This is a genomic window from Rhizobium albus, assembly GCA_030160035.1.
Taxonomy (GTDB): domain Bacteria; phylum Pseudomonadota; class Alphaproteobacteria; order Rhizobiales; family Rhizobiaceae; genus Georhizobium; species Georhizobium albus.
Genome location: BSNO01000001.1, coordinates 1,176,362 through 1,193,488, shown reverse-complemented (window position 1 = coordinate 1,193,488; position 17,127 = coordinate 1,176,362). Strand labels below are relative to the sequence as shown.

At 62.9% G+C, this 17,127-nt stretch carries 12 protein-coding genes and 1 riboswitch; of the genes, 1 reads left to right on the top strand and 11 read right to left on the bottom strand.

Annotated features, from left to right (window positions below):
• The 9 genes from QQL76_RS05675 to QQL76_RS05635 all read right to left on the bottom strand — a co-directional run bounded on the left by QQL76_RS05675 (position 1) and on the right by QQL76_RS05635 (position 11,647).
• Entirely contained in the window at positions 1-1,155 is a 1,155-nt protein-coding gene (locus tag QQL76_RS05675) for a PQQ-dependent sugar dehydrogenase (RefSeq protein WP_499206741.1), read from the bottom strand.
• Positions 1,156-1,266: 111 nt separating this feature from the next.
• Positions 1,267-1,905 carry a cob(I)yrinic acid a,c-diamide adenosyltransferase gene (gene cobO, locus QQL76_RS05670; protein ID WP_499206740.1) on the bottom strand — a complete coding sequence of 213 codons (639 nt, stop codon included), beginning with the start codon at positions 1,903-1,905 and terminating at the stop codon, positions 1,267-1,269.
• Positions 1,906-1,911: 6 nt separating this feature from the next.
• The gene (locus QQL76_RS05665) at positions 1,912-2,301 is read right to left on the bottom strand and encodes a GFA family protein (protein WP_499206739.1); all 390 of its coding nucleotides are present in this window, start codon (positions 2,299-2,301) and stop codon (positions 1,912-1,914) included.
• Complete coding sequence (gene cobN, locus QQL76_RS05660; protein WP_499206738.1) at positions 2,298-6,038, bottom strand: cobaltochelatase subunit CobN; 3,741 nt, start codon at positions 6,036-6,038, stop codon at positions 2,298-2,300. Before cobN ends, QQL76_RS05665 begins: the two co-directional genes overlap by 4 nt.
• Positions 6,039-6,084: 46 nt before the next feature.
• A complete protein-coding gene (cobW, locus tag QQL76_RS05655) occupies positions 6,085-7,137 on the bottom strand; it encodes a cobalamin biosynthesis protein CobW (RefSeq protein WP_499206737.1) in 1,053 nt (350 codons plus the stop codon).
• A gap of 5 nt (positions 7,138-7,142) precedes the next feature.
• The gene (gene cobU, locus QQL76_RS05650; RefSeq protein ID WP_126013002.1) at positions 7,143-7,676 is read right to left on the bottom strand and encodes a bifunctional adenosylcobinamide kinase/adenosylcobinamide-phosphate guanylyltransferase; all 534 of its coding nucleotides are present in this window, start codon (positions 7,674-7,676) and stop codon (positions 7,143-7,145) included.
• A gap of 4 nt (positions 7,677-7,680) precedes the next feature.
• Positions 7,681-8,316 carry a HupE/UreJ family protein gene (locus tag QQL76_RS05645; RefSeq protein ID WP_126009717.1) on the bottom strand — a complete coding sequence of 212 codons (636 nt, stop codon included), beginning with the start codon at positions 8,314-8,316 and terminating at the stop codon, positions 7,681-7,683.
• 133 nt (positions 8,317-8,449) lie between these two features.
• Positions 8,450-8,830, bottom strand: a riboswitch (cobalamin riboswitch).
• 47 nt (positions 8,831-8,877) lie between these two features.
• Positions 8,878-10,338 carry a cobyric acid synthase CobQ gene (locus QQL76_RS05640; RefSeq protein WP_499206736.1) on the bottom strand — a complete coding sequence of 487 codons (1,461 nt, stop codon included), beginning with the start codon at positions 10,336-10,338 and terminating at the stop codon, positions 8,878-8,880.
• A 58-nt stretch (positions 10,339-10,396) separates the two neighbouring features.
• On the bottom strand, positions 10,397-11,647 hold the full coding sequence (locus tag QQL76_RS05635; RefSeq protein ID WP_499206735.1) for a TadE/TadG family type IV pilus assembly protein: 1,251 nt from the start codon (positions 11,645-11,647) through the stop codon (positions 10,397-10,399).
• A gap of 301 nt (positions 11,648-11,948) precedes the next feature.
• Here QQL76_RS05635 and QQL76_RS05630 point away from each other — a divergent pair, with 301 nt between their 5' ends.
• The gene (locus QQL76_RS05630; protein ID WP_164527833.1) at positions 11,949-12,095 is read left to right on the top strand and encodes a hypothetical protein; all 147 of its coding nucleotides are present in this window, start codon (positions 11,949-11,951) and stop codon (positions 12,093-12,095) included.
• 294 nt (positions 12,096-12,389) lie between these two features.
• On the opposite strand, the gene fdhF is transcribed toward QQL76_RS05630, so the two are convergent.
• Both fdhF and QQL76_RS05620 read right to left on the bottom strand, forming a co-directional pair.
• A complete protein-coding gene (gene fdhF / locus QQL76_RS05625; protein WP_499206734.1) occupies positions 12,390-15,230 on the bottom strand; it encodes a formate dehydrogenase subunit alpha in 2,841 nt (946 codons plus the stop codon).
• A gap of 67 nt (positions 15,231-15,297) precedes the next feature.
• Positions 15,298-17,007, bottom strand: coding sequence for an NADH-ubiquinone oxidoreductase-F iron-sulfur binding region domain-containing protein (locus tag QQL76_RS05620; RefSeq protein WP_499206733.1), 1,710 nt, complete (start codon positions 17,005-17,007; stop codon positions 15,298-15,300).
• Positions 17,008-17,127: the final 120 nt, after the last annotated feature.

The following is a 17,127-nucleotide window of genomic DNA, read 5'->3' as shown; positions in this document are numbered from 1 at the left end:
TCAGTCGGCCGGCGAAATGCGCAGGATCTGCCCGCTGGCTTCGTCGGTCAGCACATAGATCGACCCATCCGACCCTTCGGCGACGTCACGAATACGCAGGCCCAGATCTTCCAGGTAGCGCGCCTCTTCCGTGGCCGTGTCGGCATTGACAGCGACATGGACGAGCGCCGTCGAGGCCAGACCGCCGACGAAGATGTCGCCCTGCCAGTCTGGGAAGGCGTCGCCCTGATAGAAGATCATGCCCGAGGGCGCGATGACCGGCGTCCAGGTCAGGATCGCATCGGTCACGCCTTCCATCGTCGCTTCGCCTTCATTGATCGGGTCGCCCGAATATTCGACGCCTTCGGTCACCAGCGGCCAACCGTAATTGTTGCCGGCTTCGATGATGTTCAGTTCGTCGCCGCCGCGCGGGCCATGTTCGATCTCCCAAAGCACGCCGGTTTCGGGGTTGAGCGCTGCGGCCTGCACGTTGCGGTTGCCATAGGAGAAGATTTCCGGGAGCGCTTCGGCCTGATCGACGAACGGGTTGTCCTCCGGCACGCTGCCATCGGTGTTGATGCGCACGACCTTGCCGAGATGGCTGTCGAGATCCTGCGCCTGGCCGCGGAACTCCGCGTCGGATCGTTCGCCGAGCGTGACGTAGAGCAGGCCGTCATTGTCGAAGACCAGACGCGAGCCGTAATGCGCGGTGCTCGGCAGCTTCGGCTGCTGGGAGAAGATGACCTCGCCTTCCTCGAGCGCAGTGCCGTCATCGGACAGACGCGCCTTGAAGACGGCAGTCGAGTTGGTGCCGTCGGGGCCAGGCTCCGCAAAGCTCAGATAGATCAGCCGGTTCTCGTCGAACGCTGGATCGAGCGCAACATCCAGCAAACCGCCCTGGCCGCGGGCATCCACTTCCGGCGCGCCCGAGATCGGCTCCGACGGCGCCCCATCGGCACCGATCAGAAGAAGGCTGCCTTCCTTTTCGGTGACGAGCCAGGTGTCGTCCGGCAACTGAACCATGCCCCATGGCTGACCGAAGCCCGATGCAACCGTTTCGACCTGTATCGAGCCATTGCCCGTGTCATAGGTCTCGTTCACCTGCGCCCAGACCGGAGCGGCAAAAGCGAGAGCCGTCGAAGCTGCGATGGCGCGCAGATAGGTGGAACTTTTCATCATCTTCCTCGTCACGATTGAAGTCGAGAACGCAACCGTGACATGCGCCGACCCGTTCCGTGAAAAAGACGACGACGGTTTCACATCTACGTGAAGTGAGGGAACAAACGCTCAGAACTCGATGCCGACCTGCGCTTTGACGCCGGATCGGAACGGGTGCTTGATCATTTCCATCTCGGTGACGAGATCGGCAAATTCGATCAGTTCGTCCTTGGCGTTCCGTCCGGTAATGATCACGTGCTTCATCGCAGGCTTCGCCTTGAGCACGTCGATGATCTCCTGAAGCGGCAGATAGTCGTAGCGCAGCACGATGTTGAGCTCGTCGCACAGGACTATGTGATGCTCGTCGTCGAGGATCATCGCCTTCGCCTTTTCCCAAGCCGCCTCGGCCGCCGCGATATCACGCGTGCGGTCCTGCGTTTCCCAGGTGAAGCCCTCGCCCATGGTGGCGAGCGTCACCTGCTCGGGGAACTTGTCGAGCACGTTGCGCTCGCCCGTTCCCCACTTGCCTTTGACGAACTGGACGACGCCAACCTTCATCCCGTTGCCGAGCGCGCGGAAGACGAGGCCGAATGCGGCCGTCGACTTGCCCTTGCCTTTGCCGGTGTGGACGATCGTCAGCCCCTTCTCGATCGTTTTGGTGGCGATGATCTTGTCGCGCGCGGCCTTCTTCTTCTTCATCCTCTCCGCATGGCGCGCATTGAGCTCTTCTTCGCTCAAACCGGCCAGCTTCTCGGACTTTTCAGCCATCTTTCATCAATCCTCTTTGGGCAGCCTGTCGCCGACAACGAGCCAGGGCAGATGCTCGCCGTAGAAATCGTGCTTCTCGATCTGCCAGTCGTGGTCGTCTTCGAAAGCGGCGAGAAGCAGGTGATAGTCACCGTGAAGATCGTCGTGGCGGTACCAGATGGGTGATCCGCACTGCCCGCAAAAGGCACGTTCCACGTCAGGCGAAGAGCGGAAAGTCTGCGGCGCGGCGCCGGTAAAACGCACCTGATCTTCCGAAAACGACGCGAAGGCGGCGACCGGTGCCGACAGCGCCCGGCGGCAGGATTCGCAATGGCAGAATGATACCCACTTGGGATCGCCCGACGTTTCGAACCGAACCGCCCGGCAAAGGCAGCGGCCCTGTCTGGTCTTTGTCACGACGCACCCTCCATGAGTTTGGCCAGATCGAACTTGGCGGAATTGCTTTTCGGCGTCCACATGCCGCGGTCGATCGCTTCCATGAAGCGCGCTGAGGTTTCCTTCAGCGCCTCCGCATTCTTCTCTCGCATGAAGTCCCGAACGTTTTCATCCACCAGGAAGGCGTGATAGGCGAGTTCGAAGTGGTGGTTACGCACCGCGCCGGTCGTCGCGGCAAAGGCGAACATGTAGTCGACGGTCGCGGCGATCTCGAAGGCGCCCTTGTAGCCGTGGCGCATCACGCCGGCGATCCATTTTGGGTTGACGACTCGGGCGCGCACGACCCTGCCAATTTCTTCCTCCAGCGATCGGATCACCGGCTTTTCGGGACGTGAATGGTCGTTGTGATAGACAGCAGGTCGTTCGCCCTTCAGCGCTTCCACCGCCGCCGTCATCCCGCCTTCGAATTGATAATAGTCGTCCGAATCGAGCAGGTCGTGCTCACGGTTGTCCTGGTTCTGGACAACGGCCTCCACCGTGCCGAGCCGCTCTTCGAAGAGGCCGCGTTCCGCTATGCCTTCAGCCTGTGCCCCATAGGCATACGAACCCCAGACGAGATAGGCTTCGGCGAGATCGGCACGCTCCGCCCAGCCTTTTTCGTCGATGAGCGCTTGCAGCCCCGCGCCATAGGCACCGGGTTTCGACCCAAAGACACGATAGCCGGCGCGCTTCATCGCGGACGCGGCCTCCACCCCCTGCGCCTTGAGGGCTTTGGCTTCGGCCCGCATCCGGCTCGCGATCGGGTTCTCCGCCGCACCCTCATCCAGTGCGCCGACCGCGCGGACCGCCTTGTCGAAGAGCGCGATCTGGTCCGGAAACGCATCACGGAAGAAGCCGGAGATCCTGAGCGTCACATCGACCCGCGGCCGCCCCAGCATAGCCGGTGGGATGATTTCGTAGCCGGTTACTCGGCGCGACGCGTCGTCCCACACGGGTTTCACGCCGATGAGCGCCAGCGCCTGGGCAATGTCGTCACCGCCGGTGCGCATGTTGGACGTACCCCAGGCGGTGATGCCGAGGGATGTCGGCCAATCGCCATGATCCTGCGCATAGCGCGTGACCAGGAGCTCCGCCGACTTGCGGCCAAGCTCCCAGGCGGCCGGCGTCGGCACGGCACGGCTGTCGACCGAATAGAAGTTTCGCCCGGTCGGCAGAACGTCCGGCCGTCCCCGCGTCGGCGCTCCGGATGGTCCGGGCGCAACGAATCGCCCGTCAAGCGCCGCAAGCGTGCCGGCGATTTCAGCCGGACCCGAAGCAACGATGGACGGCTTCAATCTCGTCTCGATCTCCTGAAGAACGGCTCGGGCCGCCGTCCAATCGGCAGGGCAATCGACTTCGGCTGCGACGAGCCTCGCCGCCAGTAGCTCGATGCGCTCGACCGTATCTCCGGCGGTACGCCAGGGATCGGAGGTGAGTTCGGCAAGAACTTTTGGCTTCGGCCCTGTCCAGACTTCGGCCATGTCGCAATCGAGCGGGTCGAACTCGAGAACAGCATCGTGGCTTATCGCCCGCTGCAGGCTTTGATCCCCGCCTTCACCTCCTGAGCCTGTCGAATGGCCGCGTGGCACGCGCGCCAGAGCAACCGTCAGATCCGTCAGCAGCCGACCCTCAGGCGCGACGCCGAACACATGCAGCCCGTCGCGGATCTGCATTTCCTTCAGGTCGCACAGATAGGCGTCGAGCTTTTCCAGCGCCGCGTCGTCGCCGTCGCCGTCTGCGATGCCGGCGTCATGGTCGAGGCCGATATCGCGCACCAGATCCAGGATCTGTCGCTTGAGCAGCCTGATCCGGCGTGGATCGGTGCCGAGCGCCTGATAGTATTCGTCGACCAGCGCCTCCAGATCTTTCAGCGGCCCGTAACTTTCGGCGCGCGTCAGCGGCGGGGTCAGATGGTCGATGATGACCGCCGACGAGCGGCGCTTGGCCTGCGTCCCCTCGCCTGGATCATTGACGATGAACGGGTAGACATGGGGCGTCGGCCCGAACACGGCTTCCGGATAGCACCGGTCCGAAAGCGCCAGCGCCTTGCCGGGCAGCCATTCGAGATTGCCGTGCTTTCCCATGTGGACGATGGCATGGGCGCCATAGACCGTGCGCAGCCAGGCATAGAAGGCGATGTATCCATGCGGCGGCACGAGATCGGGCGCGTGGTAGGTTTCCTTCGGATCGATGTTATAGCCGCGCGCAGGCTGGATGCCGACGACCGTCTCGCCGAACCGCATCAGCGGCAGCGCGAAGCGGTCGCCAAGGATGAACGGGTCCTGCTCCAGTGCACCCCAGCGGGCGACCACCTCTTCCTGAATCGATGCGGGAAGTGTTGCGAAGAACGCCTTGTAATCATTGAGCGCCATCGTCTCGCGAATTTCGCGGGCATCGACGGCGGCATTGGTCGGCCCGGCCATCAGCGCGGTGATCAACGCATCGCCATCGGCAGGCAGATCGTCGACCACATAGCCCGCGCCTTGCATCGCCTTCAGCACTTCGATGGTGCCGGCCGGCGTATCCAGGCCGACGCCGTTGCCCAGCCGCCCGTCACGGTTCGGATAATTGGCGAGCACGATCGCGACGCGGCGGTCGGAGGGTGCAGTTCGGCGCAAGCGCGCCCAGTTCACAGCAAGGTCGGCCACAAAATCGATGCGGTCTGCCAAAGGCTCGTGCGCGACGATATTCGCCTCGACCGTCTCATCGTACCGCTCGGCCGATTTGAACGAGACGGCACGCGACAGGACCCGCCCGTCTACTTCAGGCAACGCCACATGCATTGCAAGATCGCGTGCCGACAGCCCTTGCGCCGACGCTTCCCACGCAGATCGCGCCGACCCGGAGAACACCACCTGAAGCACCGGGGCGCCGGTTGATTCCAGCACGGTCCCTTTGGTTTCACCGCCCGGCGCCGAGACGGCGAAACCGGTGGCATTAATGACGACGTCCGGCGGCGCCTCGGCAAAGCTTCGTTCGACGGCAGCGATCGAAACGGGGTCTTTGAGGCTGGAGACGTAAAGCGGCGTGACGGCGAAGCCTCGAGCTGCCAGCGCGTCGACCAAGGCTTTCACCGGCGCCGTCTGCCCGCTTTGGACAAGTGCGCGGTAAAATACGATGGCCGCGATGCCCCTTTTGCCTGTCCCCTCGACAGGCTCGGGATGCGGGGAGACGGGAGCAGCCCACACCCCCGCACGCATGAGCGGAACCGCCTCGCCCGGTCTCGGCGCACCATCCACCATCGCTGCGGCGTAATCGAGCAAGCCGCGTGCGTTTTCGGCTCCGCCTTCATTGAGGAACGCCCAGAGCGCGTCCCGGTCCGCCGGCCGAACCGTCGAATAGCGATCGAGACCGGGATCAGGGTTGTCGTCACCCGGCAGAACGACGAGCGCGATGCCCTCGCGAGCCGCCGTCGCCAGCAGTGCATCGAGCACATAGGCGAAATAGCTGGCGCCGCCGAGCGCGCGCACGATGATCAGCCGCGCATGGCGCGCCGTGCGCTCTATATAGGTATCGACCGACATCGGATGCTTCAGCGTCATGAGACTGGCGACGCGGACCGAGCGGTGAGAGGCCCCGCCGGCGGCCTTGGCAGAAGCGATTGCCGCCAGCTCCGTATCGGCAGCCGACAGGAACAGGATGTCGCCCGGCGTCTGGCCGAGATCGATCGCCTCGTCTGCGTTGGCGATCGACCCCTTCTGGCTCAGGAGGAGGTGCATGGCCGACGTCGCCTGCAGCCGTTACAGCGTGATCGACGTTTTATTGTCATCGCGCGGCATCCTGCAGGGCTGCGGTGATCGCCGCCTCGTCGAGTCCATCGTGAAGTCCGATCACGACGAGGCGTGTCCCGCGCTCCTCTCCCGGCTTCCAGGCGCGGTCGAAATAGCTGTCGACGCGGCTCCCGACCGCCTGCACCACAAGCCGCATGGGCTTACCTGCGACATCTGCGAAGCCTTTGAGCCGCAAAATGTCGTGGGTGGCGATGATGTCCCTCAGCGCTTTCGAAAAGCGATCGGGTGCAGCGACAGCGCCCAGATCGACGACGAAGCTTTCGAAATCGTCGTGATCGTGCTCCTCGCCATTCTCATGCTCGATCTCGTGATGGGATCGGCGATTGGCGATATCGCTTTCGGTGCCGACGCCGAGACCGAGCAGGACAGCCGCCGATACCTCGCCACCGGATGCTTCGATCATCCGCGGCTTGCGGCTGGTGCGCGCCGCCACGTCGTTGCGCACAGCGCCGAGGCCCGCCGCATCGACGAGATCGCTCTTGTTAAGAATGATGAGGTCGGCGGCAGTCAGCTGATCCTCGAAAAGCTCTTCCATCGGGCTTTCATGATCGAGGCTCTCGTCGGCGGCACGGAGCGCATCGACGCGGTCCTCGTCATCGGCAAAGCGCCCGGCGGCGACCGCTGCACTGTCGACGACCGTGACGACGCCATCGACCGTCACCCGCTCCTTGATGCCCGGCCAGTTGAAGGCGTTGACGAGCGGTTGCGGCAGCGCAAGGCCGGAGGTCTCGATGACGATGTGATCCGGCAGCCGGTCCCGTTCCAGAAGCTTTTCCATCGTCGGGATGAAATCGTCGGCGACCGTGCAGCAGATGCAGCCATTGGTCAGTTCGACGATGTCATCTTCCGAGCAGGTTTCGGCACCGCAGCCCTTGAGCACGTCGCCATCGACGCCCAGATCGCCGAATTCGTTGATGATCAGCGCGATGCGGCGGCCTTGCGCATTCATCAGCAGGTTACGAATGATCGTCGTCTTGCCGGCGCCGAGAAAGCCGGTGATCACCGTTGCTGGTATCTTCGCTTGCATGGGAACTAACCCTTCATTTTGAGCGGCAGGCCGGCGGCGACGAAATAGACTTCGCCCGCGACCGCAGCGATTTTCTGGTGCAGGCGCCCTGCGTGATCGCGAAAGGCACGCGCCATGGAATTTTCCGGCACGATGCCGAGGCCGACCTCGTTGGAGACGAGGATCACGCGACCGGGCGGGCTGGCGAGGAGCGAGACGAGATCGTCGAAAGCAGCGTCCATCGCGGCATCGCCCTGCTCCTCCATCATGAGATTGGTGACCCAGAGCGTCAGGCAATCCACCAGCACGACTCGGTCGGGCCGGATGTGCTCGCGCAGGACTCCGGTGAGCGAAAGCGGGCAATCATGAGTTACCCAGTCCGCGCCACGATCGACCCTGTGCCGTGCGATCCTCGCCCGCATCTCGTCGTCGAAGGCCTGTGCCGTAGCGACGTAGTGGCGCGGGAGGCCGGTTTCCCGCGCCAGCTTTTCGGCATAGGCCGATTTGCCGGAGCGGGCCCCGCCAAGGACGAAGACCGCCCCGTTGCGCTGTTCCGCCATGTGGTCAGGCAAGACCGATGGCGGCAAGCAGATGCTCGCCGACGAGCAAGGCACCGACGCCTGCAACGACGCCGCCCGAGATCCGCAAGGCGACGTTGTCGGCAGTCCGGCCGGTGGCGAACAGTGCCGTCGCGGCGAGGCCAGCACCGATCGCGATCAGGTACTGCGTGGCTGCAAAGCCGGCGAGATAGGCGAGCACCGGTGTCGTCTCGGCTCCGAACACGGCTTCGCCATAGGCGTGACCATGAAACAGGCCGGCCAGCGCAAAGACGGCAGCGTAGGCGGCCGGAGCATAAGCGCGGCCCGAAAGCAGCATGATGCCGAGCACCGCGACCGACAGCGCGACCATGACTTCCACGAAAGGGAGACCCAGCGCTGCGAGGTGAACAAGCGTGCCGAGAACAGTCGCGCCGATGAAGAAAAGCGGCATGGCAAAGCGATGGCGCGTGAGCGTGGCCGCAATACCGACGGCGATGATGAACGCCAGATGGTCGAGCCCGATGATCGGGTGCCCGATGCCGGACAAGAGACCTGCAGAGAAGGTTGAGGGCGTCTCGCCGCCCATTGGATGATGGGCGTAGGCAGACGAGGCAAGCACAGTGAAGAATGCGGCTGCTACGCCGCGCTTGAAGACGATCATGAAGACAACTCCCGTGTCAGATAGGCCATAAAGGCCTCTGAACGGCGTGTTCGCCTGACCGCGCAGTCTCCCCCATAGACCGGTGTCCCCCGGCAACGAGACTGTTGGCCAAGAGCGGAACACCCCGTCCCTCTAGGTTCGATGTCGACAGGCAGGTCTCCTGGCTCGTGGCTGCAGCACCGGACCCGAAGGTCCGGTGCAACGGCTTGTCCCTAACCTTCCCGGAGCTTGCGGCGGCTGCGCCGGCGGACGATTCGTAGACAGGAGGCGTCCAGCCGTGGTTCTGCGCAGTCGCCACTCCAGTGGCTTTTCCAGTGATTGCCCATCGATGGCCTGCCCTGCACCATGCCGGGCATCGACCAACGAGACACAATCGCCAGATGGGAAAGCCTCGCCACTCTACAGTCGCGGGGTCGGCTGCGATCAAGGCGCCCGAATTGGGTCCACCCCTCGCATTCCCTTTTCATCCCCGAACGCCAATGGCGCTCAGGAAACCTTTCGATGTACTAGAGATAGGCGTGGCGCCCGATCGGTGTCAATCGCGTTCGAGCGCTGCGCACATCAGACAGACGCGGCCGAACCGAGAAGCCCGTCGACATCGAGCACCTGTTCCAGCCGCGCGGCGATGGCGTCGAGAGCGGCGTCGACGCCTTGCGCATAACTGTCTCCCCCGGCTTTTACACCGAGTGTCGCGAGATAAGCGCGGCGGAACCCGTCGGCGGCAAATAGCCCGTGCAGATAGGTGCCCATCACACGCCCATCGGCGGTGGTGGCGCCATCCGGTCGCCCGTCGATCACCACGGGCGCACGGGCCGCATCCGGTCCTTCGCTGACGCCGAGATGGATTTCGTATCCCTGCAAGGGCTCATCGAACACCGTCGAATGGGCGGAGACATTCCGAACGACCTTGTCGGGCGCCATCACCGTATCGACGTCGAGCAACCCGAGCCCATCAACGCGGGACGGTGCGCCCTCGAGCCCAAGCGGATCAGCAACGCTGCGACCCAGCATCTGGTATCCGCCGCAAATGCCGACCACGTGGCCGCCGCGGCGCACATGACGCGCGAGATCGAGATCCCACCCGTTTGCCCGGAAAGCGGCGAGATCGCCGATGGTCGATTTCGAACCCGGAATCACGATCAGGCCGGCATCGTCAGGCAAGCGTTCGCCGCTGCGCACATAGACCAGGTCGATCTCAGGCTCGGCCGCAAGCGGATCGAGATCGTCGAAATTCGCGATCCGCGACAGGACGGGCACAGCCACCTTCAGCGCACGCGCCGATCCTGCCACCAATCGCTCGAGTGCCACGGAATCCTCCGCCGGCAATCGCGCCGTTTCGGGAAGCCAGGGAACGACGCCGAAGCTTGGCCAGCCGGTGAACCGCGTGATCGCCGCCAGCCCCTCGTCGAAGAGACTGACATCACCGCGAAACTTGTTGATAAGGTAGCCGCAGATCATGCGCCGGTCTTCCTCCGGCAGGATGTGATGCGTCCCAACGAGCGAGGCGATCACACCGCCCCTGTCGATATCGCCGACGAGCACCACCGGCACGCCGGCCTTCGTCGCAAAGCCCATATTGGCGATGTCGCCGGCGCGCAGATTGATCTCGGCAGGCGACCCGGCCCCTTCTACCAGCACGAGGTCGCAATCCTGCTTGAGAAGCGCAAAGCTCTCCATCACCTTTTCGAGCAACTGCGGCTTCAGCGCCTGGTAGTCCCTGCCCCTGGCCTTGCCCACGACGCGGCCGTGAACGACGACCTGGCTTCCCGTCTCACTTTCCGGCTTCAGAAGGATCGGGTTCATGTGTATCGAAGGCGCTGTGCGCGCGGCCAGCGCCTGCAACCACTGCGCCCGCCCCATCTCGCCGCCATCCTCGGCGACGGCGGCGTTGTTCGACATATTCTGCGGCTTGAAAGGTTTGACCCTGATCCCGCGGTTCGACGCAAGGCGGCAGAGCCCTGCCACCAGAACCGTCTTGCCGACATCCGAGCCGGTTCCTTGCAACATCAGCGCTTTTGCCAAAAGACAGTCTCCGGCCGCAGATTAGGTCGGCCGTCCTTAGCACCCGCGATGGCAAAGGTCAGCGGGTGAGACGAAGCGCCGACGATACGAGCGATCCGCCGATATCCTCGAATGCCGCCGACAGTTCGGAAGCCGAATTTGCGTCATAGACATGATCGGCAACACCGGTGCAGGCGGTGTAAAGGTCGGTCAACGTCCCGTTCATGTAATAGGTAACTGCGTAGATCGTATAGCCCTGGTCGCGCATCCGCTGACACTGCCGGATCAACTGGGCATTGACCTCGTCTTCGGTATGCTCGTCGCCGGCTTGTTTTGGATGGTTCTTTCCATCGGTCATGATGACGACGTGCTTGCCGGGTGTCTCCTCGTAGGACAGAGGCAAATCGGGGTTGCCGGAAAACCAGTGACCCTGCCAATCCGGCGAGAGCGAACGCCAGCCCCACAGAAGCCCGACCTGCGTGCTCGTGCCGTGATTATTGGTCAGCGCGTTGATCCCGTCCTGGATCACCGCCCTGCTCTCCGTTAGAGCGATCATCCGAGATTGCGGGCAGGTTTCGTGCGGCCCGTCGAACATGGGAAGTTTTTCGACCGTTGGGGAAGCGTCCGTCTCACCATTGGTGCCACTGCGCCAACCGGAACACAGTGCCGATGCGGACGGCGAAAACGCATCCTTCTTCGGGTTTCTTAGCTGCGCATTTGCGACATTGCGGCCCGTCTGGTCCGACATCCAATCCCAGCCATAGTCGACGAAATTCACGCGGCCGGAAAACGGCACGAGCGACACACGCACATTGGGAAGCGTCGCCTCGGTTCCATAGATCTCGTCGATCAAGCGATTGGCGGCCAATTTCATTTCCGGCATTCGATTCTTCATGGAATTGCTGACATCGAGCACGAGTGCCAGTTCCAGACCGCCGCGCCCGACGCTGCGAGCCTGTTTAGCGAAACTCTGAACACCGATATCCGCCGTCGGCGCATTGAGGACCGAGGCTATGCGCAACGGGATCGTGCGGTTGATGCTGAGCTGCAGTTCACCATCCACCAGGGAAACATCCCAATCGAGGTCATCGGCGTAGGCGAGCGACGAAATATAGCGGTCGACCTCGCGACGCGCTACGCTCTCGTCATCCAGCGAGATCCCTGCTGCCATCAGCACAGCCGCATCGGCGATCGCCTGCAAATTGGTGCGTTCGCGCGACAGGTTGACATAGTCCACGGCGAGCCCTGCCGCACCCAGGAGCGGCAGGAAAGCCAGCGCGGTGATCATGGCGACGTTGCCGCGACGATTGGATAGGAATCTTGAAATCATGACTGAGAAGGCCCCTGCTGCACCAAGCAAGGGCTAGCGTATGCTACATTAACGATTGCTTACGTTGAGGCGCACAACTGAAGTCTAGAAGCGAGAAATTTCGGGTATTTACAGTATTTTATCAAACCTAACGGATTTTGAACCGAAGCTGAACAAGTAGAGGCTATCGATGCCTGCAGCCCTGAATGACCGTCGCGGCAGCTAGCTTTTTTGCGACACGCCATGGCGCTGCCATGTCGGCGGCGACGCGGCGACAAGCCTATATGCCTTGCACGCGTTTCGAGACTCAAGAGTGAAGTGCATGCGTGACTTCCTGAACAATCTGCGTCGCCGCTTTGCCGGGGCCAATCGCCCTGCCGCATCCGCACGTCCCCACGATTTCGTGCTGCGTCACCAGATCGAGTGCGGCCCGTTCAACACGAGACGGCACCGCTTCTTCGACATCTGACGGCGACCGGAAGGTCAAACAAGAACAGCCGCGCCTGCTTCGTGCAGGCGCGGCTGTTCTTGTAACTGGAGGCGCTCGAGAAACGTCGCTTTTCTGCGAAAAGCTCGATTTCTCTCGTTCTTGCTTTGCCGCGTTTCCGAACGGTGAACCGGTATCCACTTCACCTGGAAACGCTTCGAGGGGCGGGCCGCTCCGGGACGCGAGACCTTTTCCGGAGCTTCGGCGGCGTTTGTCCCCCGCACGAGAAGTTTTAGCGAGATATCGTTACCGGAGGGTTATTTAGAGATTAAGCGATTATGAATTGGGCAATTCTTTCGTTAACGGCGCATCGACCTGATGCCCGTGGCGGAAGCCCGCTTCTGTTCCTGATGCCTCGATGCGCGCGGCGCAATATTTGAATTCCGGAATTTTGCCGAACGGATCCAGCTGCGGATTTGTCAAAACGTTCGCCGGGCTCTCGTTGAAGCAGAACGGCATGAAGATCATGCCGTCCGCCACTTCCCGGTCGGCGCGCAACAGCGCCTCGACGGTTCCGCGCCGCGTCTCCACCGTCACCATCATGCCCTGTCGCATACCGCGCCGCGCGATCTCGCGCGGGTTCATCGATGCAATCCCCTCCGGTTCTATCGCATCGAGCACGCCGGCGCGCCGCGTCATGGCGCCGGTGTGCCAGTGTTCCAGCAAACGCCCGGTGGTCAGCACGAGAGGATAATCTTCATCGGGAACTTCGTCCGGCGGCAGGAGATCGGCGGGCACGATTTTGCCGCGGTGATCCTTCGTCGGAAAACCGCTGCTGAAGATGATCTCGTTGCCTGGTATGTCCGGACCATCGGCCGGATAGGTCACGGAGCCTTCGCGCTCGACGCGCTCCCAGCTGATGTTCTTCAGCGACGGCATGACGGAAGCCATCTCGGTGTAAACCTCCGAGACATGGCCGTAATGCCAGTCGAGACCACACGCTCTGGCGAGATCCTGGATGATCTCCCAATCCTGTCGCGCGTCGCCCGGCAAAGAAATGGCCGGCCGGCCAAGTTGAACCTGCCGGTTCGTGTTGGTATAGGTGCCGAGCTTCTCGGCATGCGCGGAAGCCGGCAGCACGACATCGGCGTGCCAGGCGGTTTCGGTGAGGAAGATGTCCTGCACGACCAGATGATCAAGCTTGGCGAGTGCTGCGCGGGCATGGATCTGATCCGGGTCCGACATGGCCGGGTTTTCACCCATCACATACATGCCGCTGATCTCGCCATCATGGATCGCGTCCATGATCTCCACGACGGTCAAGCCGCGCTTGGCATCGAGCGGCCGGCCGTAGAGATCTTCGAATTCGGCCCGGATATCGGCATCTTCCACCGAACGGTAATCCGGATAGACCATCGGAATGAGGCCGGCGTCGGAGGCGCCCTGCACATTGTTCTGGCCGCGCAGCGGATGCAGCCCCGTGCCGGGACGGCCGATCTGGCCGGTGATCAGCGCCATCGCGATCAGGCAGCGCGAGTTGTCGGTGCCGTGCGTGTGCTGCGAGATGCCCATGCCCCAGAAGATGATCGAGCGTTCCGACTTGGCATAAAGCCGAGCCACGTCGCGAATTGTCGTCGCCGGCACCGCGCAGACGGGCTCCATTGCTTCGGGCGTGAAGTCCTTCACCTTCTCCTTCAGCGCTTCGAAGCCGCTGACATTGGCTTGGATGTATTGCTCGTCGTAGAGCCGCTCGGTGATGATGACATTGAGCATCGCGTTGAGAAGCGCGACGTCTGTGCCGGGCTTGAAGACCAGCGAATGGCTCGCATGACGCATCAGGTCCTGCTTGCGCGGATCGATGACGACGAGCTTGCGACCCTGTTTGGCGGCCTGCTTGAAATAGGTCGCCGCAACGGGGTGGTTCGTGGTCGGGCGCGCGCCGATGACGATGATGCAATCCGCCTTCAGCGCATCGTTGAACGGCGCCGAGACCGCACCTGAGCCGACGCCTTCCATGAGCGCGGCAACCGAGGACGCGTGGCAAAGCCGCGTGCAGTGATCGACATTGTTGGTGCCGAAGCCCTGCCGGATGAACTTCTGGAAGAGATAGGCGTCCTCATTCGAGCCCTTCGCCGAGCCGAAGCCGGCGATAGCCTGGCCGCCGCGCTCGTCGCGGATCTTCGTAAGCCCGCTAGAAGCGCGCTCCAGCGCCTCTTCCCACGTCGCTTCGCGGAAGACAGTCAGCGGGTCGGCGCCCTTCAGATTGATGTCGCCACGCTTCGGCGCATCGTCCCGGCGGATCAGCGGCTTCGTCAGCCGGTCCGGCGAGCGCACATAATCGAAGCCGAAGCGGCCTTTGACGCAAAGCCGGTTTTCGTTCGCCGGCCCGTCGCGGCCATCGACCTGAACGATCACGTCGTCCTTGACGCGCACCGTCGTCTGGCAGCCGACGCCGCAGAACGGGCAGACCGAATCCACAACATTGTCGAACTGCTCGACGGTCCGCGTGCGGGCATCGGCGTCCATCAGGGATTTTTCATAAAGCGCACCCGTCGGACACGCTTCGACGCATTCGCCGCATGTGACGCAGGTGGAAAGTCCCATCGGGTCGTGGATGTCGAAGACAGGAACCATGTGGCTGCCGCGTTCGGCCATGCCGATCACGTCGTTCACCTGCACCTCGCGACAGGCGCGTACGCAGGCGTTGCAGGCAATGCAGGCGTCGAGATTGACCGCGATGGCCGGATTCGACACGTCGTGCAGCAGTTCGGTCGTTTGGTGGTCGAATTTCGAGCGCAGGCGATCAGAGCCGGAGATGCCCATCGATCCCGCCCACTGCCAGAAGGACGACTGGTCGTCCGGGCCGGCATCTTGTGCAGGCATGTCGGCGGCGAGCATTTCGAAAACCATGCGCCTGGCTTTGTCGGCCCTCTCCGTCTGGGTCTTCACCTCCATGGCTTCGGTCGGCTTCCGGATGCAGGAGGCGGCAAGCGTGCGCTCGCCATCGATCTCCACCATGCAGGCCCGGCAATTGCCGTCCGGCCGGTAGCCGACCTTGTCCAGATGGCAGAGATGGGGGATGCGCGTGCCTTCGCGCTTTGCCACCTGCCAGATCGTCTCGCCCTCGGCGGCCTCAACCGCCTTGCCGTCGAGCGTGAAGGGAATGAGCTTCGTCATTGAGCGGACTCGGGTTTTTTGGGTGGGACGCCAAGCGCCGGACACACGGACGGATCCATCCGCTGGCTCACAGTTCACTCCTGAAATGCGTCAGAAGATGGTTCACCGGGTTTGGCGCGGCCTGCCCCAACCCGCAGATGGAGGCATCACGCATCACGGATTCGAGGTCGCGCAGCGTCTCTTCATCCAGATGGCCGGGACGCTTAAGAAGCTCCACCATCTTCTCCGTGCCGGACCGGCATGGCGTGCACTGGCCGCAGCTCTCGTGCTTGAAGAACTCGAGGAGGTTGATGGTGGCCGCCTTGATGTCGTCCTGGTCAGACAGGATGACGACCGCATGGCTGCCGACGAAACCGCCGAGCTTGGCGAGTGCGCCACCGAAATCCAGGGGCACGTCGTCCATCGAGGCAGGCAGGATGCCGCCGGAGGCGCCACCCGGGAGGTAAGCCTTGAAGCGGTGGCCATCGGCAATGCCGCCGCAATGCTCGTCGATCAGTTCACGCACGGTGATGCCCGCCGGTGCGAGCTTGACGCCGGGATGCCTGACCCGGCCCGAGACGGACCAGGAGCGCAAACCCGGATGATCCGGCTTGCCCTGCGCGGCAAACCAGGCGCCACCCTTCTCCACGATGTCGCGCACCCACCAGAGCGTCTCGATATTGTGGTTGAGCGTCGGGCGACCAAACAGGCCCTTTTCGGCGATATAGGGCGGCCGGTGCCGCGGCATGCCGCGCTTGCCCTCGATCGATTCGATCATCGCGCTTTCTTCGCCGCAGATATAGGCGCCAGCGCCACGCCTCAGTTCGATGAAACCGGGCTCGATGATCCCCGCCTCCTCGAGCGCGGCGATCTCGCGGCGCAGGATGGCAAGAACCGCCGGATATTCATCGCGCATGTAAAGATAGATGCGCTCCGCCTCGACGACATGCGCAGCGATCAGTGCGCCCTCGAAAGTGCGATGCGGATCGCTTTCCAGATAGAGTCGGTCCTTGAAGGTGCCGGGCTCGCCCTCGTCTCCATTGATCGTCATCAGACGCGGGCCGGGATAGCCTTTCACGATCGACCATTTCCTGGCCGCCTCGAAGCCCGCACCGCCGAGGCCCCGCAACTTGGCATCGGACAGTTCCTTCACCACGGCTTCGACGCTCAGTTCGCGGGAACGCACCCGCTCCAAGAGCGCATAGCCGCCGAATTCGCGATAGGCGTGGAGGCCGATATAACCCGGCTGAAGCGCATCGATCGCGCCCTCGTCCGCCATGGCCTTGAGGCCGTCTGCAGTGGCGTGATCCACCTCTCGATCGCCGATGCGAGCGGCGGGCGCCGTCGCGCAGCGCCCCATGCAGGGAGCGCGCACGACCCGCACAAAACGGCCGTCGACCGCCTGTCGCGTCGCCGCAAGCAGCGCTTCCGCGCCGGCCATCATGCAGGAAAGACTGTCGCAGATGCGAATCGTCAGCGGCGCCGGTCGCGGCTCACCTTCGCGCACCACATCGAAATGGTCGTAGAAGGAGGCGACTTCGTAGACTTCCGCCTGCGAAAGACGCATCAACTCCGCGAGCGCCTGGAGGTGGGGTGCTGGCAGGCAGCCATGGGCATCCTGGATGACATGCAGATATTCGATCAGCCGATCGCGGACCAGCGTCTGCCCGGCCAGCAAATTTTCCACATCGAGCAGTGCCGCTTCATCCAGCGCCCTGCCCTTCGGCGCATCCGCGCGCCTTTTACCAACAGCCATCGACAGTTCGAACTCCTCGCCAACTCCAATGGCACTTGTCATGCGTCGGGCCGCTCCACGCAACAGCAATGTCGCGAAAAAGGCACAGAGCCGTGCCAAAGTACGTTACAGTGATGAGCAAGGATGCCCTCTAGCGACGTCGATGGAGGCGATCGGAAGCCA